Origin of the sequence: Lysobacter defluvii IMMIB APB-9 = DSM 18482, assembly GCF_000423325.1 — a bacterium.
In the GTDB taxonomy this organism is placed as follows: Bacteria; Pseudomonadota; Gammaproteobacteria; order Xanthomonadales; family Xanthomonadaceae; genus Novilysobacter; species Novilysobacter defluvii.
Window position 1 is genome coordinate 160,717 of record NZ_AUHT01000012.1, and the last position, 18,943, is coordinate 179,659.

An 18,943-nucleotide genomic window follows, 5' to 3' on the forward strand; every position below is an offset into this window, starting at 1 on the left:
GGAGAGGCCTTGGCCGCTGATCCCTGGGTGCGGTACATGCGCCGGGGCGAGTGGGAGCGTGCGTGGGCGCTAGGGGATACCGCGATGCGCGAGCTCGCCGGGTGCGACTTCCGCCACGTGCCGCGGCACCTGCAGTACGTGTGGACCGGGGCCCCGGTCGAAGGCAGGCGGGTGCTGGTGCGCTGTTACCACGGCCTGGGCGACACGCTGCAGTTCATCCGTTACATCCCCGCGTTGGCACGGGTGGCACGTGGCGTAGTGGTCTGGGCACAGGCGGCCCTGCTGCCGATGCTGGGGCAAGTGCCTGGCATCGACGTGCTGCTGCCGCTGCACGACGGCACGCCGGACGCGGAGTACGAGGTCGACGTCGAGTTGATGGAGCTGCCCCGCGTGCTCCGCCTCCGCCCCACCGAGCTGCCGACCGCGGTGCCGTACCTCCGGGCGGAGCCACTCGCCCTGACAGGGAGTGGTTCCGACCCGCGGCCGCGCATCGGCCTGGTCTGGCAGGGTGGGGACTGGAACCCCGAGCGGTCGATGGCCTTCGGGGCGATCGCGCCGCTTGCCGCGATCCCCGGCATCCGCCCGCTGATCGTGCAGCCGCTCGCAGCAGAAGCGGGCTGGGATGGCCGCACCGGTGAGTACCCTGGCGAGTTCGACATCCCGGCCTTCGCCCGCCTGCTGGCGTCGCTCGACCTGCTGGTGACGATCGACTCCATGCCGGCCCACCTGGCCGGTGCGATGGGCATCCCCACCTGGCTGCTGCTGCACCACGACCCGGACTGGCGGTGGATGGAAGGCCGGGAGGACAGCCCGTGGTACCCGGACATGCGGCTGTTCCGGCAGCAGGAACCGGGTGACTGGGACAGCGTGGTCGCGCGGGTGGCCGGCGCCCTGGAGGCTCAGCGCGATTCGATCCAGGCGACCAGCCGCCCCAGCCGGCCGCGGTGGTAGGCGAGCGCGTGGTACAGCGCGGCCGATGCGCGGGCCCAGCGCAGGTAGATCCAGGGACGGCCACTGGCGCGCGCAATCCGGAACATGCGGTGGCTCCAGCGCGAGATCGCCTGGCGCATGGCGTAGATCCGCCGCCGCGCCGGATCCGGGGCGGCGGCATCGGGCGGCACCCGCTTGCGCGGCACCAGCCCGCGGCGCCGGGCGAGCCGCCACGCGAGTCCCTCGCGCCGCTGCCGCAGGCCCGCCGCCTGGGTGTCGGCGACGTAGCGGTCGTCCACTTCCTCCAGGGCGAGACGGCCCTCGGCCAGCGCGCGCTCGACCAGGCCGCCGATCACCGGTGAGCGCACCAGCATGACGTTGGTGCCGCGCCAGTCCGACGAGTGCGGCTCCACCCAGGCATCGCCGAAGGAGACGTCCGCGGTCTCGGCCACCACGTCGTCGCAGAAGTTGCATGCCGGAGCCATGAAGAAGCCCGCGCCCCAGTCGCCGTCGGCCATGTGCCACCAGTCGCCGGTCCGCGGCGAGCCGTCCTGGAGCCTCATGCGGGTGCTGTACCAGTTGGCGGGGCGACCCTCCGCCTTGTGCCGGTACTCCACGGCCTGGACCTGGTCGATCGGGACGCCGATCTGCACCGCCAGGCTCTCGGTGAACGCCGCGCTCTTCATGTGCCCGCAGAACAGGCCGAGCGTGTGCACGATGCGCTCGCGGTAGACGGGATCGTTCCGCCGCAGCAGCTGCACCGCCTTGATGAAGCACGGGATGCCGACCACGGCGTAGCCGCCCGGCTCGCGTGCGATCACGCGCAGCACCTCCGACAGCTCGATCGGGTGGTAGCGCGACTGCGCGCCTTCGCGGACCTCGCCGACGCTGCGCGAGATCCGGTAGGCGAAGAAGCGCCCCTCCTGCCGTGGCTGCTCGCAAGGCACGACGTGCACCACGGCGTCGACCAGGCCCTTGTCGAGCAGTTCGCAGGCGACCCAGCTCACCAGGCCCCCGGAACTGCCGCGCAGGCGGAAGTCGCCCTCGGCGGCATGGCCGACCCACGCCGATTCGTAGCGGCCCACGCTCGCCGCATGCCGGGGCGCCCTCGGGAACTCGCGTGCGGCGATCCGGTCCTCGTCGGCCGCACGTGGCGAGAAGGGGCAGATGGAAGTAAAGCCGGGCGGGCCCGACGCCATCCAGTCCGGGTCGGCGCGTGGCCGCAGCAGGCCGTCTTCGTCGAACCCCATTTCCGCCTGCCCCGGCGCTGCCAGTCCGGCGCAGGCGCCGCAGCCGATGCAGAGGCCGGCGCGGACGATGTCCCCCGGTCCGGGCGCGCGTTGCAGGTCGTTCCTCATGCCGCCAGCGCCCGGTCGAGGTAGTGGCCGGAGCGTTGCCGCGCCGCGTCGATCGACGCCGCGATGGCGGGCTCCAGCGGGCCGCCGAGCAGGGCGTCGAGGTCGGCGGGTGCGCCCGGTTCCACCATGTGCCGGTTGCCGCCCACGGTGTCCATCAACCCCCTCACCTTGTTGCTGCGGTACCAGGACGGCTCGCAGGCGAATGGCCGCGCGTTGAGCAGCGCGAACACGCAGCCATGGAAGAAGTTGGTGACCACCGCCGCGGCACCGGCCATGAAGCGGGCGAAGGCATGCGGGCCGGCGTCCAGCCATTGTCGGTCGGCCCAGTCGTTGCGGTAGCCGATGCTGACGATCCCGAGCCCTCGGGCCGCTGCCCACTCCCGCACCTGGTTGGCGAACGTCTCCGAGAAGCCGTGCCCGTACACGGCAAGGTACGGCTCTCCGGCCGGCTCTCCAGGCTCCACGGGTCCGGCTGCGGCCGCGTCCGGTGGGAACTGCAGGCACGGGTCCAGTACCAGCGGCGGCGCCTCGCCCAGTGCGTCTTCCACGATCCGCGCCGAGTTGCCGTCGCGGACCGAGAGGTGGTCGAAGGCCGCGAGCCAGTCGGCATGCTCCCGGTCCAGCCGCCAGTCGGCGTCGTGGTTGCCGAAGCTCGCCGCGTAGGAGACCAGCCGCGGGGCCGCCAGCCCCTGGCCGTAGAACAGCGGGCAGTCGCCGTACCACGGGTGGGCGAGGTTCCAGACCTCGTCGCTGCCCACCAACACCAGGTCGCACTCGAGCGCGGCTCCGCCTTCCAGCGGGATCGGCGGCGACAGCGGCAGGCCCTGGACGGCCTCGTGGAAGCGGTGGATCTTGGCGCGGTAGCGGGGGCGGTCGGACGGGGGCGGCACCTCGGGCAGGGTGGGTCGGAAGGCGCACCTCCACTCGGCGATGTCCACCCGGCGCGACACATGGTCGATCACCACCGGGTCGTGTCCGCGGGCCCGCAGGCCCTCGACCAGGCAACGGGCCTGCCAGTAGCTGCCGTAGTTGATGCAGCGATGGAACGTCAGTACGCCGATCCGCACGTGGTGGATGCTCCTTGCCGGGATGTAGCCTTCGCGGTCACCCGTTGCCGGACGACAATGACCGGCGCCGCCAGGGACGATGCCGATGACCCGTTTTTTCCTGATCCGCCACGCCGCCAACGACCACTCCGGCCATGGCTTCGCCGGGCGCACGCCGGGCATCGACCTCAATGCCGCCGGTTGGGAGCAGGCGCGCGGGTTGGCATCGCGGTTCGGCGGCGTGCCGGTGGCGGCGGTCTACAGCAGCCCGCTCGAGCGGGCGATGCAGACCGCGGAACCCATCGCGACCCTACTGGGGCTCCCGGTCACCAGCCGTGAAGAATTCCTCGAGCTGGACACCGGCGACTGGACCGGCCGGCGCTTCGACTCGCTTGAAGACGACGCAGCCTTCCACCGATTCAACTCGCTGCGCAGCTGCTCGGGTGCGCCAGGCGGGGAGCTGATGCTGCAGGCCCAGGCGCGCATGGTCGCGGGCCTGGAGGCCGTGCGCTGCAGCCACCCCGGCCAGTCCGTGGTCGTCGTCAGCCACGGCGACATGATCCGCGCCGCGCTCGCCCACTGCCTTGGCATGCCGCTGGACCTGATGCTGCGGCTCGAGGTGGAGATGGGCTCGGTGAGCACCGTCGAGATCGGCGACGGCGCCGTGCGGGTGCTGGCGGTCAATGGCACGGGCCGGCTGCCGCGCGGTTGACGCACCGCGCAGTCCGGCGGCGTCGCGTTAGCCACTACCATCGTGCCGATGTCCTCCGCCCCCCACGCTCCCGATGCCGAAGCCCTGGTGACGCCACTGGCGTGGATCGGCGCCGACGGGGCGCTGGCCTGGTGCAATCCCGCGTTCGCGAGCTGGCTGGGCGTAGGGGCGCGGCGCCTGCTCGGGCGACCCCTGCTCGCGCTCGAGGTCGAGGAACCGGGGCGACTGGAATCTGCCCTTGCCCGGCTCGAGGATGACGGCACACCGCTGCGCCTGCGGCGGATGCACCTGCGCCATCCGGAGGGCGCCGAACGCTTCGCCGACCTTTGGCTGTCCGCCGCGGAAGCGGGGGGCGTCCTGGTGGAGGCCCATCCGGTCGACGAGTTTCCCGGCGACGACCCGGCCCTGATGCTGCCGTCCGCGCTCTCGGCCACGCTCAAGGGTCTGGCGCACGAGTTGCGCAACCCGCTGGCCGGGCTCAAGGGCGCCGCGCAGTTGCTGGGACGGCGGGTGGACGAGCGCGACCGCGAGTTGACCGGCCTGATCCAGGACGAGGTCGCGCGCCTGGCCTCGCTGGTGGACGGGCTGATGCAGCCGCAAGCCCAGGGTCCCAGGGAGCCGGTCAACATCCATGCGGTGCTCGAGCGGGTGCTGCGCCTGGCAGAGAGCGACGCCGGCTGGGCCGTGCGGCTGGTCCGCGACTACGACCCGAGCCTCCCGGAATTGCTGGGCGATGCCGACCGTCTGGTGCAGGCGCTCTGGAACCTGGTGCGCAACGCGATCCAGGCCGGCGCGGGCACGGTCACCCTGCGCACGCGCGCCGAGCACGGGCTGCACCTGGGCGACCGGGTCTGGCCGCTGGTGCTGCGGCTGGAGGTGGTCGACGACGGCCGCGGCGTGCCGGCCGAGCTGGCGGACACCCTGTTCCTGCCGCTGGTCACCGGCCAGGCCGAGGGCAACGGCCTGGGCCTGCCACTGGCGCAACAGGTTGCACGCGAGCACCGCGGCTCGCTGGGGTGGCGCTCGCGCGCGGGGCACACGGTATTCACCCTGCTGTTGCCGATCACCGACGGGGACGACGCATGAGCACGATCTGGGTGGTGGACGACGACCGCGGGGTGCGCTTCGTGCTCGCCACCGCCCTGCGCGAGGCCGGGCACGAGGTCGAGGAGTTCGAGCGTGCGGCGGCGGTGCTGGCGGCGCTCGGCGAGGGCGCCCCGGACCTGCTGTTCACCGATGTCCGGATGCCGGGCGAGGACGGGCTCGCGCTGCTGCAGCGGCTGCGCGAAATCGCGCCGGGCCTGCCGGTGGTGGTGATGAGCGCCTACACCGACGTGGCCACTACCGCCGGGGCGTTCCGCGGCGGCGCGCACGAGTACCTGGCCAAGCCGTTCGACCTCGATGATGCCGTGGCGCTGGCGGCGCGGACGCTGGCGGGAGCCGGCGCCGCCACCGATGCAGAGACGGCGCCCACGTCCCGCCGCGGCGGCGACGCCCTGCTTGGTACGTCCCCGCCCATGCGCGAGCTGTTCCGCGCGATCGGCCGGCTTGCCCAGGCCCCGGTGCCGGTGCTGGTCACCGGCGAGACCGGAACCGGCAAGGAGCTGGTCGCCCGCGCGCTGCATCGCGAGTCGCCGCGGGCTGCGCGGCCGTTCGTGGCGATCAACACCGCGGCAATTCCTGCCGACCTGCTGGAAAGCGAGCTGTTCGGTCACGAGGCGGGCGCGTTCACCGGCGCGCAGCGACGCCGGACCGGGCGGTTCGAGCAGGCCAACGGCGGCACGCTGTTCCTGGACGAGATCGGCGACATGCCGGCGGCGCTGCAGACCCGACTGCTGCGCGTGCTGGCCGAGGGCGAGTTCTTCCGGGTCGGCGGGCGAGAACTGGTCCGGGTGGACGTGCGGGTCATCGCCGCCACCCACCAGGACCTCGAATCTTTGGTGGAGCAGGGGCGCTTCCGGGCCGACCTGCTGCACCGGCTGGACGTGGTGCGCCTGCGGCTGCCGCCCCTGCGCGAACGCCCCGGGGACATCCCGGAGCTGGCCGCCCGCTTCCTGGAGCAGGCCGCCGCCCGCCTGGGCGCGGCGCCGCGACGGGTGCGCCCGGACGCGCTCGAACGGCTGGCGGCGCATCCATGGCCCGGCAACGTGCGCGAGCTGGAGAACCTGTGCTGGCGGCTGGCGACGCTGGCACCGGACGTGCCGATCGACGCCCGGCAGGTCGATGCGCTGCTTGGTCGTGGCGCGCCCGGCGAAGCCGCCCCGGATCCAGGGCAGGACTGGACACGCGGACTGGCGGACTGGGTACGCGATCGGCTGGAGGCGGGTACCCCGGACGTCCACGCCCGCGCGCTGGAGCGCTTCGAGCAGGCCGTGTTCGAGGCCGCCCTGGCCCAGGCCGGCGGCAACCGCAGCGAGGCCGCCGCGCGGCTCGGCATCGGCCGCAACACCCTCGGGCGCAAGCTCGGCCCGCGCACGGCGGAGTGATTCACCGCATCCAGCGCGCGGTTGCGGTAGCGTTCTCCGGCTGTCCTACCCCGCATCACCGACAGGAGAATCGCGATGACCCCGATCCGTACCCTGCTCCTCGCCGCCGGCGTGGCCGGCCTCGCCGCCTGCGCCAGCACCCCGCAGGAGAGCGCCACGACCGCGACCACCGGCGCAACGTCGGCCGCCCAGGCGCCGACTGCCATGGCCACCGCCTCGACCGTCCACAACGCGCGCGTGAACCTGTCCGCCGCCTCCGGCAGCCTGGTCAGCGGCACGCTGGACGTGATGGCCATGGGCGACGGCCTGCACCTGACCGGCGAGATCGGTGGGCTGACCCCCAACGGCACCCACGCGATCCACATCCACGAGAAGGGCGACTGCAGCGCCGCGGACGCGACCAGCGCCGGCGGCCACTTCAACCCGCACGGCAACCCGCACGGGCGCGCCGGGCACGGCGCCCACCACGGCGGCGACATGGACAACATCGTGGCCGACGCCGAAGGCGTGGCGCGGGTCGACGTGCATGCGATGGGCGTGGTGCTCGGCGGCGGAGCGCCCAACGATGCGCTGGGCAAGGCGGTGATCGTGCACGGCGGGGCCGATGACTACACCAGCCAGCCCACCGGCGATGCAGGGAACCGCATCGCCTGCGGCATCATCCGCGCGCAGTGACCGAAGCCACGCGCCTGGTCGTCCGCGCCGCCGGTGCGGACGACGCCGACCTGCTCGCGGCCTGGGCGGTGGCCATGGCGCGCGAGACCGAGGGCCGTGAACTCGATCCCGCGACCGTGCTGGCCGGGGTCAGCGCGGGAATCGCCGATCCCGCCCGGGCCCGCTACTTCGTCGCCGCCCGCCAGGCCGTGGCCGGCGGGCGCGAGACCCTGTCCGAGCCCGTCGGCACGCTGATGCTCACCCGTGAGTGGAGCGACTGGCGCAACGGCGAGTGGTGGTGGATCCAGAGCGTCTACGTCGTGCCGGGCCGGCGTCGCAGGGGCGTCTTCCGCGCGCTGTACCGGCACGTGGAGGCACTGGCCCGGGAGACCGCGGGGGTGGTCGGGCTGCGCCTGTACGTGGAGCGCGACAACGCCGACGCCCGGCGCACCTACGAGGCGCTGGGGATGGTGGACGCCGGCTACGACCTCCTCGAGGCCGAATACACCGCCGGCTAGGCCAGGGCGGTCCGGCAGTCCTCGCCGCGCGCGCAATGCACGAACGTGACCGGGATGCCATGCGCCGCCAGCACGGTGCCGAACTGGCGCTGGCGCGCCTCGAAGTGCTGGTGCATCCGCTGCAGGCGCGCGCGTTCCTGTTCGTCGCGGTGGTCCGCGCCGCCGCCGTAGCGGTCGTACCAGGCGGCCGGGTCCAGCATCGCGATGCGTACCTCGCCGCCGCTGAAGTGCAGCAGCGGCTCCGGCAGTTCGTCGACCCAAACCTGCTCGCCGGGTGCCAGCAGGGCGGTCTCGATCACCGGCCACAGCGGGGCCAGGCCGGCGTGGTCATACTGCATCGCGGTCATCGCCAGCAGGTCGTGCACGGTCATGTAGCGGGCGTGCTCGACCTGCAGGCCGAACGCGTCCTGCGCCGCCAGCGCGGTGTCGGCGCCGGCCATGCCGGTCTCCAGCAGGTCGGCCTCGAAGATCGCCGACACCCGCGCGGTCGCCTGCTCCGGGCCGGACAGCACGAAGGGCACCAGCCGCAGCGGCCCGCCGGCATGTTCCGCCGAAGGCGACAGCGCGCCGGGCAGCTTGCCCTCGTGGCTGCCGAAGGCGATCACCCGGCCCTCGCCGGCACCGATGCCGCTGCGCGGCGCGCGCGCGGCAAGCTGGTCCAGTTCGGCGTGCAGCGGCCAGGCCGGGCGCAGCAGTTCGATGGGGTCGTAGTGCGCGCCGACGGTGACCAGTTCCAGCGTGGCGGCGTCCGGCGCGAGCTTGGCCAGGTCGCGTGCGACCAGCCCGGCGAGGGTCTCCACCTCGGTCCGGGCCAGCGCGTCGCGGCCCACCGGGGACAGCCCGGTCAGCTCCAGCGCCAGGGCGCCGAGGACCCGCGGAGTGCCCGCGGACGGGGAATTCTGGGATGCAGGCATGGATTCCTGAAGAAACGGTACGCAGGCGTTTGGTGACGCAAAGGGGCGGCGCTACACTCGGGCCATTATGCCTGCCGGGGCATGTCGCCGCGGCCCGGGCGACCACATACGGCCACTGGCCGACCGCGAGGTGACCCGATGCGTCCAGTCCGCCCCGTAGCCATCCTTGGCGGCGTGCGAATCCCGTTCTGCCGGCAGAACACCGCCTACGCGGACGTCGGCAACCTCGGCATGTCGGTGCGGACCCTGGGCGCGCTGGTGGAGAAGTTCGGGCTGCACGGCCAGGTGCTTGGCGAAGTGGCCATGGGCGCGGTCATCAAGCACTCCTCGGACTGGAACCTCGGCCGCGAGGCAGCGCTGTCGTCCGGCCTGTCGCCGTTGACGCCGGGCATCACCATGCAGCGCGCCTGCGGCACCTCGCTGGACACCATCAACACCGTGGCCGCCAAGATCGCCACCGGGCAGATCGAGGCCGGCATCGGCGGCGGCAGCGACACCACCTCCGACGTGCCCATCGTCTACGGCAAGGAGCTGCGCCGGCGCCTGCTGGCCGCCAACGCGGCCAAGGACCCGAAGGGCAAGCTGGCGCAGTTCCGCGGCTTTGGCCTGGGCGAGCTCAAGCCCGAGTTCCCCGGCGTGGGCGAGCCACGCACCGGCAAGTCGATGGGCGAGCACTGCGAGGACATGGCCAAGCAGTGGAACATCAGCCGCGACTCGCAGGACGAGTGGGCGCTGGCGTCGCACCTCAAGCTCGCCGCCGCCTACGAGCGCGGCTTCTTCGACGACCTGGTGGTCAGCTTCCGCGGCGTGTCGCGCGACAACGTGCTGCGCCCGGACACCTCGCTGGAGAAGCTGGCGACGCTGAAGCCCGCCTTCGACCGCAACTCCGGCCGCGGCACCCTGACCGCCGGCAACTCCACCCCGCTGACCGACGGCGCCGCCGCCTGCCTGCTGGCGACCGACGAGTGGGCCGCCGAGCACGGCCACGAGGTGCTGTGCCACCTGCGCGACGTGCACGTGGCCGCGGTCGACTTCGTCCACGGCGAAGGCCTGCTGATGGCCCCGACCGTGGCCGTGCCGCAGATGCTCGCGCGCAACGGCCTGACCCTGCAGGACTTCGACTTCTACGAGATCCACGAAGCCTTCGCCGCCCAGGTGCTGTGCACCCTGCGCGCCTGGGAGAGCGAGGAGTACTGCCGCACCCGCCTGGGCCTGGACCAGCCGCTGGGGCGGATCGACCCGGAGAAGATCAACCCCAACGGCTCCTCGCTGGCGACCGGGCATCCGTTCGCGGCGACGGGCGCGCGGATCGTGGCCACCGCGGCGAAGGAGCTGAAGGCGCGCGGGGGCGGGCGGTGCCTGGTGTCGATCTGTACTGCGGGGGGGATGGGGGTTGTGGCGATCCTGGAGCGCTAGGTCTCACATCTGTTTCTGCTCTTCGGCGTCATCAGCAACTAGTCGGCGGGACGTCCACGATGCCGTACGCATGGCGCGAGCAACAATGAGATCTGCCGCCCGGCGCTTACTCTGCATTTCAATTGGACAGGCCAGTTGGCTTTCGAGTTGGTGTAGCTCCGGCAACGCGTTGCCCGGTGATCTCTTCGTATACCTCTTGACGATGTACCTCGACGACCCTCGGCGCCGTTACACCCAAGCGGACTTGCTTACCGTTGATCGCTAGGACAGTTACTCGGATGTCAGTACCCACGGTGACAGCTTCACCAGGACGGCGACTAATGATGAGCATGCTGGAGTCCATTCCTTTGATGTGTGACTCACCATATTCGGAGAGAGGCACCAGCGCCAGCATCTTCGCGACCTCGCCCCCGCGGCGGACTCTTTGACTCTGCTTGGGGGCTAGAACCGGGCGGCTGTAACCGGGATCTAAAGGCTCGGGCTGAAGCACAGCCAAAACCAGGACGCCGCCGATCCTGGGCGTTGCGTGGTCCTGAGCTTGTTCAGGCACGGAGAGAAGGGCGAGGCTGAGGGCGCGAGCGGACGAAGGTTATGGGGGAGGCAGCTCTTCGCCGTTCCGGTTTGTGCCGGCAGGCAGGGAAGTTTGAGCAGGCTCGAAACTCCCCATAAGGCCCAGTGCGTAAAACGATCACGCCTTGCTGGCATACGGGGCAGGGTTCTTCGCGCACGGCCTTGCCATCCATGTCCGTGATCACCACGGCATTGTCTTCCTCAAGCTCTCGCACGAATGACGAACACTGGCCGCGCGCCGTAAACATCGCCACGCCTCGGCGCGCCCGAGTGAGCGCGACATAGAACAAGCGCCGCTCTTCACCCAGTGGGAACTCATCACCGCCGGGCATGGCCAGCGCCAGCACCGGATCGTCGGCTCGCGTGCTCGGGAAGCTGCGTCCGCGGTTGACGGTGAGCATCTCGGGCAGGATGACGTAGTCCGCTTCGCTGCCTTTGGAGCGGTGGATGGTCAGGAAGGAGATGTCTACGAACCGCTCGAACCGTCCGCGTTGAACCGGCACGTACTGCCGGTCCGCGTTGTAGCGACCCAGGACATAGATCGAAACCTTGCCATTGCGCGCGGGGGGGATGCTGCCGTCTTCCACCCCACGGGCCAGGCTCATCACGAACTGGTCGACGGCGTCAGCCAGCTTGTCTTTGTGGTCGACCTGGAAAGCTTGGAGCACGGGCCCCACTGTCGGTGCCACCGAGTGAACGCGCTTCACGATCTGCGCCGGGTTCTTGGAAACGAAGGCACTTGAGACGTCGCACAACGCCTGGGGACAGCGGAAGGTCTGTTCAAGCTTGAGTACTTGGCCGTGCCCGAACCAGTCCCGGAAGCCGGTCATGACGGACACGTCGGCCCCAGCGAAGCGATTGATCGATTGCCAGTCATCGCCTACTGCAAAGAAGAATCGGCCAGGCTGCTTCACCAAGGCTCGGCACAACCGGGCACGCGCGCGTGATGCGTCCTGGAACTCGTCGGCCATGACCAGCTCATAAGGCGCCTCATAGCGGCCGGCTTCCAAGTGCTCTGCAGCCAGGTTGAGCATGTCCTCGAAATCAATCCCACCTTCGGCCGCCAACGCGGCGTCCCACGCTTCCATGACGGGCACCGCCAAGTCCAGGAACATCCGGTGCCGGAGCTCGGAAGCACCGTCGTGCTGGACCTCCAGCCGCTGATACAGAGCGGCCGGGGTCAAGCAGTTGCTCTTGGCGTGGCTCAAGAACGTGCGGATTAGGGCAGCGAGTTCCCGGGTGTCCATCGGCCTGAGCCCGTCATTGGGGATGGGGCGATCGGGGTTGGGATCGAGAACCAGCCCGCGCGACGTCAGCTCCGAGGCCAAGCGATCGAAGTCCTCGCCGCTTCGCAGCCCGTGTGAAGTGGTCTCGAAGAGCTCCGTTCCGTTCTGGGCATGCAAGGACCGCTTCCACTCCACGCCTTCCAAGTAGCCGTTGAAGTGCGCCGGCGCACGGCCGTGGGCATCCAGGGCGAAATGCTCGTGATACAGCGATATGCCGGGGTAGTAGAAGTCAGGCTTGTATTGGCGATGGTCCTTGTCGGCCGTGCTGAACTCGTACTGGGCCTCATAGCGGTAGTCCACGCCATTGAGGAACAGCCAGTTGGCGATCATCACCTCTTCCTGGCTTCGAACCATCTCTCCGCGGGTGGTTCTCATCCCCGCGTTGCCCGCAGCGTCCCACACGTCGGCAGGTCCGTTGGAGCCGAAGGCAGGCAGGTCCCGTCCGAACACGAAGCGGAACAGATCCCACTTGGAGCGGAAGGCTGGGGACCGGTCCTTTAGGTCGTCGGCCAGCTCCATGAGCTTGCGAAAGCCTGCGGCCGTATCGACCGCCCAGTCGGGGATGTCCGGCTTCTCCCCCGTGGCCTTGCCGATGATGCTCAAGCCCAAGGCGTGGAAGGTGGAGGCTTCCACGCTCACTTCCTCCATACCCAGCCGAGCAAAGGACCGGGCGGCACGCTCCCTGAGCTCTTCCGCCGCCTGCTTGTTGAACGCCAGAAGCACGATGCGCTCGGGCGCCACAAATCCGCGGTGGATGGCGTAAGCCGCCTTGCCCACCATCGTTGATGTCTTGCCCGACCCGGCTGAAGCCACCACCTGGACGCGGTTGTCGAAACACACCACCGCCCGGGCCTGCTCTGTGGTTAGTGGCTGACTTTCCACCCGATCGAACAAGTCCTTGCACGCCACCAGCTCACGCTCGGTGTGGGTCTCGTTAAAGCGTGCCCAGTGCCGGGGCCAGTCCTGATCCCACCGGGCGACGTCTCGTTCCACGGCGGCCACATCCTTGAGCCGAGTCCGCACTCCGGGCTGATCCAGGCGCAAGCGCATCCCGGCGAGGTCTACTTGGGGCCGGGTTGCCAGCAAGGCTTGCTGACCTTCGTGGGTGAACCAGCGATGCTGCTCACGCGCAAGAGCCTCTTGGGCATCGACTTGGCTGAGCCAAGCCCGGACGTCCTCAAGTTCACTGTTGAGAAGGGCTGCCGCTTCGCGCAGCCGCTTGTCCGCCAACGCGTGCTCCAGTGACTGGCGCAGCTCGTTCCCAGCTCTATTTGGCAGTCCGTCGACCTTCACCGCAGCGGCGGTGGCGGGGTAGGCGGTGAAATCCGTCCAGAACGTGCCCGGCTGGAGCTGGTAGCCGGCTTCGTTCTCCACCTCGAGGCGGTGGTTGCGGCCCTCCACGGTCAAGGTGAGTTCCGAGCCGTCCAGCCGCAACCGCCAATCCCGAGAGCCCGTCAGTGTGCGGCCCCACCAAGATGGGCTCCACTCTCTTGCCATGCGCAGCACACGTCCCCCAAGGTAAGCCCACCCTCTGACGAGCAGTGGGCGGGCACCATCTTAGCGGAGTCAGGCGAAACGCCGGCGCTCGAACGCCTCGGGCTTGAGTCACCCCGAGTCGAGTCTCCCGCGTTTCGCTCGGCCGGGATCAGGTTGGCGGCACTTCGCGCGTGGAAGATGGAGCTCATGCTGAGTGGAGCCCCAGACTGGGTGCTCGGGCTCTCTATCTTCGTTCGCTGCGCGCGCTATTCCTTTCGTGCCAGAGGCCGCTTGCCATTTTGATTCGGCATGCCTTGGTGCCATCAGACTCACGACAGGGCCGACGCTCCTTGACGGCAGCACGCGGCAGTACATGCCTGCGACGGTGCGTCGGTCCTTATCGCTAGACGCGCACGTATTCCCTCGGCCAGCAACCGCGGGGAGAGTTCTTCCCGCAAGTACGGGGCGCTGAAATTCTTGAAGGGGGCAGAGGGGCGGCCCCAAACCGGCGGTCCGCGCCAGTAGCCTTAGGCAGCGCGCTTCAGTTCACCCGGGATCCAAGCAGCACATCTAAGGGAGGTGTCAGCCGATGTTTGCCGTACACTGAGCCTGCCCGTGGTCGGCAAACAAGTAGTCCAATGGGCGGAAAATGGGAGTGCCGGTTCAACAGGAGGGGGGCTCATGAGAACTGTCGGCTTTTTGCTGTTGTTACTGCTAGTGATCATAGCGGCAAGGCTCGCCGGGGGCACGGCTGGCCGAGTGGCTGCCGAAGAGAGCAGAAAGAGCGCGTCCGAGGACCTAGCCCACTTCATCGGCGAATTGGAGAAGTTTGAACTGGCTTCGTCGCGACGGCAGCAGGCACTAAGGGATACATACGTGTCGGAGCTACAGGAAGGCGGGTGGGAATCGCTGTTCGACGCGGGAAGGATTAAGCAAGATGTCGGACTTGCTGAGACCTCCAGAATCGTAAATCGTGCGAAGGCCGCGTTAGGGAAATTCGAAGCTGGAGTGCTGGCATCAATGGAGACTAGCAGGCAACAGATCAACGCACTGGAAATCAGTGATCGAGAGAGATCAACGATGCTCTCTAGCTTTGATCGCGGAGCGAAGGCGAGCCACGAAACCCTAGCACTGGAGCATCGCTTGATACTCGAGGCTGAGTCCGTAGTGTCTCTACTCTCTTCGAATACGAGCTGGGCGGTCGAGGACGATCGTTTTGTCCTTCAGGATCCGGAGCTTCGACGTGCAATTGGTGCACGCTTCCAGGAGATGGACGCGATTGCTTTGCGCCAGCAAAAGATCTACGAAGGCGCTAACTCTGACGCGCTCGCGCGGTAGCTGAGCAGGTGGAACGTACACAACCCTCGAACGGTGAGTTCGAAGTTTGGCGCACGCGACTTCGAAAGACTCCAACGTAGCTGGGATGTGCGCAGCTGGACACCGCTGCCGCAAACAAGGCGGAGAGCAGATTATCGTAGCCTGACAAGCGGGACCAGGCGACTCTTGAGATCTGCCCGTCTGCCTGGCGACTTGTGAAGGGTGGACATCGCCTGCGATGATTCGAAGCTGACCGGCGCGGCATCTCACGCCCTATGAGAGGGGCGGCAATGGCCGCACTCGCGCTCACTCGAAGGGGCGGACATAGCGTCCCCGCAGTTGTTCTCACGAACTGCGACGTCCTGCCGCCCTGAGGTCAAAGTCGGCGTCGTTCTCGGACCGACTATGATTTCGACGGCCGGACGAGCAGTGCTTTCATGCACACGCACGCAATCTTGGCAACTTCGCTCCGATGCGCCGCGACCGGGCCAGTAGATGTGTAAGCATGGCGGCGGATGAGGCCCTCTGCCTGGGGCGACCAGGCGCAGCAATGCGCACGGGGCGCCAAGACTGCTACTGCAGCGAGGTTGCGCTCCGTCCACAATGCGGGGCACGAAGCCGCTCACCTACTGCTCGATGTTCGCCGACTATTCCTTCACCCCCCACCGCCTTGAAGTCCGCCCAGGCATCCACCTGAGCTACCTCGACGAAGGCCCGCGCAATGGCGAGGTCATCGTCATGGTCCACGGCAACCCGTCGTGGAGCTTCTACTGGCGGCATCTGGTGCTGGGGCTGCGTGACCGCTATCGCTGCGTCGTGCCGGACCACGTGGGCATGGGCCTGTCGGACCGCCCGGACGACGCGCCTTCGGCCCGGCCGCACTACGACTACACGCTGCAGTCGCGGGTGGACGACCTCGGCACGCTGCTCGACTCGCTCGGTATCACGGGTCCCGTCACGCTGGCGGTGCACGACTGGGGCGGGATGATCGGTTTTGGCTGGGCGCTGCGGCACATGGCCCAGGTGCAGCGGCTGGTGATCCTCAACACGGCGGCGTTCCCGCTGCCCGAGGTCAAGCCGATGCCGTGGCAACTGTCGATGGGGCGGGACTCGCGCCTGGGCGGCTGGCTGATCCGGCGCTTCAACCTGTTCGCCCGCGGGGCGGCGTGGCTGGGCACGCAGCGCTCGCTGCCGGCGGAGGTGCGCCGTGGCTACATCGCGCCCTACCAGGGCTGGGACCAGGCCATCAGCACGCTGCGCTTCATGCAGGACATCCCGCTGTCGGAAGGCGACCGGGCCTGGCCGCTGCTGCAGGAGGTCGCGCGCATGCTGCCGGAGTACGCCGACCGTCCGGCGTTCCTGGGCTGGGGGCTGAAGGACTTCGTGTTCGACCACCACTTCCTGGACGGCTTCCGCAAGGCGCTGCCCCAGGCGGAGGTGCACGCCTTCGACGACGCCGGGCACTACGTGCTGGAAGACAGGCACGAGGTGCTGGTGCCGGCGATCCGCGACTTCCTGGACCGCCACCCGCTGGCGGGCTGAGCGGCACCCCGGCGCCTACAATTGCGGGCATGACCGAACCTTGCAACATCGCCGCGGCCCTGCCGCGGCTGGCGGCGCTGCAACCGGAGGTGGTCGCGATGCACTGCCCCGGCCGCCGGGGCCGCGACGGGCTCGCCCGCTATGACGTGTCGCTGAGCTACCGGGACCTGGATTCGCGCAGCGACGCAATCGCCGCCGGGCTGGCGAAGCACGGCATCACCCGCGGCACCCGCACGGTGGTGATGGTGCGGCCGTCGCCGGAGTTCTTCCTGCTGATGTTCGCGCTGTTCAAGGCCGGCGCGGTGCCGGTGCTGGTGGATCCCGGCATCGACAAGGCGGCGCTGCGGCAGTGCCTGGCCGAGGCCGGGGCGGAGGCCTTCATCGGCATCCCGCTGGCACACCTGGCGCGCCGCCTGCTGGGCTGGGCGCGCGGGGCGCGGGTGCTGGTGACCACCGGGCGCCGCGCGCTGCTCGCCGGGGTCACGCTGGCCCAGGTCGAAGCCGACGGCGCCGGCGCGGGCCCGCAGCTGGCCAACACCGCCCCGGACGAGGTCGCGGCGATCCTGTTCACCAGCGGCTCCACCGGCGTGCCCAAGGGCGTGGTCTACCGTCACCGGCACTTCGTGGCCCAGGTCGAAATGCTGCGCGACGCGTTCGGCATCCAGCCGGGCAGCGTGAACCTGCCGACCTTCCCGCCGTTCGCGCTGTTCGATCCGGCGCTGGGCACCACCTCGGTGATCCCGGACATGGACCCGACGCGCCCGGCCAAGGCCGATCCGCGCAAGCTGCACGACGCGATCCGCCGCTTCAACGTCGACATGCTGTTCGGCTCGCCGGCGCTGGTCGCGGTGCTCGCCAACCACGGCGAGCCGCTGCCGACGGTCCGGCGGGTGATGTCCGCCGGCGCCCCGGTGCCGGCCGACACCGTCGCCCGCTTGCGCGCGCTGCTGCCGGACGACGCCGGCTTCTGGACGCCCTACGGCGCGACCGAGTGCCTGCCGGTCTCGGTGGTCGAGGGGCGCGAGCTGCAGTCCACGCGCGAGGCGACGGCCGATGGCGCCGGCACTTGCGTCGGCCGCGCGGTGCCGCCCAACGAGGTCCGCATCATCGCCATCACCGACGAGGCGATCGAGCGCTGGGAGGACGTGGACCTGCTGCCGGAAGGGCAGGTCGGGGAAATCACCGTCGCCGGCCCGACCGCCACCGATGCCTACTTCAACCGCGAGGCGCAGACGCGCGCGGCCAAGATCACCGAGACCCTGTCCGACGGCACCACCCGCATCGTCCACCGCATGGGTGATGTCGGCTACCTGGACGGCAAGGGGCGGCTGTGGTTCTGCGGCCGCAAGTCGCACCGTGTCGAGACCGCGGACGGGCCGCTGTACACCGAGCAGGTCGAGCCGGTCTTCAACACCCATCCCCGGGTCCTGCGCACCGCGCTGGTCGGCCTGGGCCGGCGCGGCGAGCAGACGCCCGCGCTGTGCGTGGAGCTGATGCCCGGCGTGCCGGAGAACGAGTGGCCCGTGGTCGCCGGCGAGCTGCGGGCGATGGCCGCGGCGCACCCGCGCACCCATGCGATCGAGCGGCTGCTGCTGCACCCGGGCTTCCCGGTCGACATCCGCCACAACGCCAAGATCGGCCGCGAGCGGCTGGCCGCCTGGGCGGCGCGCAAGCTGGAGGAATCGCCTTGAAGATCCTGGTCACCGGCGGCGGTGGTTTCCTGGGGCAGGCGCTGTGCCGCGGCCTGCGCGAGCGCGGCCACCAGGTGGTGAGCTTCAACCGCGGCGAGTACCCGGCGCTGGCGCGCATGGGCGTGGCCCAGGTGCGCGGCGACCTGGCCAACCGCGACGCGCTGCTCGCCGCCGCGGATGGCTGCGACGCGGTCTTCCACAACGCCGCCAAGGCCGGTGCGTTCGGGCCGTACCGCGAGTACCAACAGGCGAACGTGGTCGGCACCCGGCACGTGCTGGAGGCCTGCGCCCACCACGGCATCCGCCGCCTGGTGTACACCTCCACCCCGAGCGTCACCCATCGCGCTACCCACCCGGTGGAAGGCCGCGGCGCACACGAGGTCCCCTACGGCGAGGACCTGAAGGCGCCGTACGCGGCGACCAAGCTCGAGGCCGAGAAGATGGTGCTGGCCGCCAACGGCCCGGACCTGGCCACGGTCGCGCTGCGGCCGCGCCTGATCTGGGGCCCGGGCGACAACCAGCTGTTGCCGCGCCTGGCCGAGCGCGCCCACCAGGGCCGGCTGCGGCTGGTCGGCGACGGCGAGAACCGGGTCGACACCACCTACATCGACAACGCCGCGCAGGCGCACTTCGACGCCTTCGAGGCGCTCGGGCCGGGCGCGCGCTGCGCCGGGCAGGCCTACTTCATCAGCAACGGCGACCCGCGCACCATGCGCGCGACCATCAACGCGCTGCTGGCCGCGGTGGACGCGCCGCAGGTGCATCGGTCCATCTCCTTCAAGCTCGCCTACCGCCTGGGCGCGGTGTGCGAGGCCGCCTGGAAGCTGCTGCCGCTGAAGGGCGAGCCGCCGATGACCCGGTTCCTGGCCGAGCAGCTGGTGACCACGCACTGGTACGACATGGGGCCGGCGAAGCGCGACTTCGGCTACGTGCCGCGGGTCGGCTTCGACGAGGGCGTGGCGCGGTTGCGCGAGTCGTGGCTGGCCGAACGCGGCCGGGACGCCAGCGCGGACGCTTAGAATGCCGC

General features: G+C 69.9%; 16 protein-coding genes. 11 read left to right on the top strand and 5 right to left on the bottom strand.

Translation table 11 applies throughout. From position 1 onward, the window contains the following. Window positions 1–9: 9 nt before the first annotated feature. Window positions 10–951, top strand: a complete 942-nt coding sequence (locus G545_RS14570) for a glycosyltransferase family 9 protein (protein ID WP_036138488.1) — start codon at window positions 10–12, stop codon at window positions 949–951. On the opposite strand, the gene G545_RS0111300 is transcribed toward G545_RS14570, so the two are convergent. Both G545_RS0111300 and G545_RS0111305 read right to left on the bottom strand, forming a co-directional pair. Then, window positions 900–2,288: a Coenzyme F420 hydrogenase/dehydrogenase, beta subunit C-terminal domain gene (locus G545_RS0111300; RefSeq protein ID WP_043711719.1), complete on the bottom strand. Its 1,389-nt coding sequence runs from the start codon at window positions 2,286–2,288 to the stop codon at window positions 900–902. The genes G545_RS14570 and G545_RS0111300 overlap by 52 nt on opposite strands. Further along, a complete protein-coding gene (locus tag G545_RS0111305; RefSeq protein WP_197050200.1) occupies window positions 2,285–3,355 on the bottom strand; it encodes a polysaccharide pyruvyl transferase family protein in 1,071 nt (356 codons plus the stop codon). The genes G545_RS0111300 and G545_RS0111305 overlap by 4 nt, the downstream gene beginning before the upstream one ends. Before the next feature lie 85 nt (window positions 3,356–3,440). Between G545_RS0111305 and G545_RS0111310 the strand changes: the two genes are divergently transcribed. The 5 genes from G545_RS0111310 (at window position 3,441) to G545_RS0111330 (ending at window position 7,704) form a co-directional block, all read left to right on the top strand. Continuing rightward, the gene (locus G545_RS0111310) at window positions 3,441–4,046 is read left to right on the top strand and encodes a histidine phosphatase family protein (RefSeq protein ID WP_027070476.1); all 606 of its coding nucleotides are present in this window, start codon (window positions 3,441–3,443) and stop codon (window positions 4,044–4,046) included. 48 nt (window positions 4,047–4,094) lie between these two features. Then, window positions 4,095–5,132 (top strand): two-component system sensor histidine kinase NtrB, encoded by a 1,038-nt coding sequence (locus G545_RS0111315; RefSeq protein ID WP_027070477.1) that lies wholly within the window; start codon window positions 4,095–4,097, stop codon window positions 5,130–5,132. Beyond that, complete coding sequence (gene ntrC / locus G545_RS0111320) at window positions 5,129–6,532, top strand: nitrogen regulation protein NR(I) (protein WP_027070478.1); 1,404 nt, start codon at window positions 5,129–5,131, stop codon at window positions 6,530–6,532. The genes G545_RS0111315 and ntrC overlap by 4 nt, the downstream gene beginning before the upstream one ends. Window positions 6,533–6,607: 75 nt before the next feature. Beyond that, window positions 6,608–7,207: a superoxide dismutase family protein gene (locus G545_RS0111325; RefSeq protein ID WP_027070479.1), complete on the top strand. Its 600-nt coding sequence runs from the start codon at window positions 6,608–6,610 to the stop codon at window positions 7,205–7,207. Then, window positions 7,204–7,704: a GNAT family N-acetyltransferase gene (locus G545_RS0111330; RefSeq protein WP_036136682.1), complete on the top strand. Its 501-nt coding sequence runs from the start codon at window positions 7,204–7,206 to the stop codon at window positions 7,702–7,704. Before G545_RS0111325 ends, G545_RS0111330 begins: the two co-directional genes overlap by 4 nt. Here the strand turns inward: G545_RS0111330 and G545_RS0111335 are convergent. Next, window positions 7,701–8,618, bottom strand: coding sequence for a hypothetical protein (locus G545_RS0111335; RefSeq protein ID WP_027070481.1), 918 nt, complete (start codon window positions 8,616–8,618; stop codon window positions 7,701–7,703). The genes G545_RS0111330 and G545_RS0111335 overlap by 4 nt on opposite strands. Window positions 8,619–8,756: 138 nt before the next feature. Between G545_RS0111335 and G545_RS0111340 the strand changes: the two genes are divergently transcribed. Then, entirely contained in the window at window positions 8,757–10,034 is a 1,278-nt protein-coding gene (locus G545_RS0111340) for an acetyl-CoA C-acetyltransferase (RefSeq protein ID WP_027070482.1), read from the top strand. 118 nt (window positions 10,035–10,152) lie between these two features. On the opposite strand, the gene csrA is transcribed toward G545_RS0111340, so the two are convergent. Further along, on the bottom strand, window positions 10,153–10,428 hold the full coding sequence (csrA, locus tag G545_RS15430) for a carbon storage regulator CsrA (protein WP_407059641.1): 276 nt from the start codon (window positions 10,426–10,428) through the stop codon (window positions 10,153–10,155). A 148-nt stretch (window positions 10,429–10,576) separates the two neighbouring features. Beyond that, window positions 10,577–13,387 (bottom strand): UvrD-helicase domain-containing protein, encoded by a 2,811-nt coding sequence (locus tag G545_RS14575; RefSeq protein ID WP_081677865.1) that lies wholly within the window; start codon window positions 13,385–13,387, stop codon window positions 10,577–10,579. A 660-nt stretch (window positions 13,388–14,047) separates the two neighbouring features. Between G545_RS14575 and G545_RS15685 the strand changes: the two genes are divergently transcribed. From G545_RS15685 to oleD, 4 genes are all read left to right on the top strand, one after another. Continuing rightward, a complete protein-coding gene (locus tag G545_RS15685; protein ID WP_154656585.1) occupies window positions 14,048–14,704 on the top strand; it encodes a hypothetical protein in 657 nt (218 codons plus the stop codon). 615 nt (window positions 14,705–15,319) lie between these two features. Beyond that, on the top strand, window positions 15,320–16,225 hold the full coding sequence (locus G545_RS0111350) for an alpha/beta fold hydrolase (RefSeq protein WP_027070483.1): 906 nt from the start codon (window positions 15,320–15,322) through the stop codon (window positions 16,223–16,225). Between the two features lie 29 nt (window positions 16,226–16,254). Beyond that, window positions 16,255–17,916 carry an olefin beta-lactone synthetase gene (gene oleC, locus G545_RS0111355; protein ID WP_027070484.1) on the top strand — a complete coding sequence of 554 codons (1,662 nt, stop codon included), beginning with the start codon at window positions 16,255–16,257 and terminating at the stop codon, window positions 17,914–17,916. Further along, window positions 17,913–18,935, top strand: coding sequence for a 2-alkyl-3-oxoalkanoate reductase (oleD, locus tag G545_RS14580; RefSeq protein WP_036136680.1), 1,023 nt, complete (start codon window positions 17,913–17,915; stop codon window positions 18,933–18,935). The genes oleC and oleD overlap by 4 nt, the downstream gene beginning before the upstream one ends. Window positions 18,936–18,943: the final 8 nt, after the last annotated feature.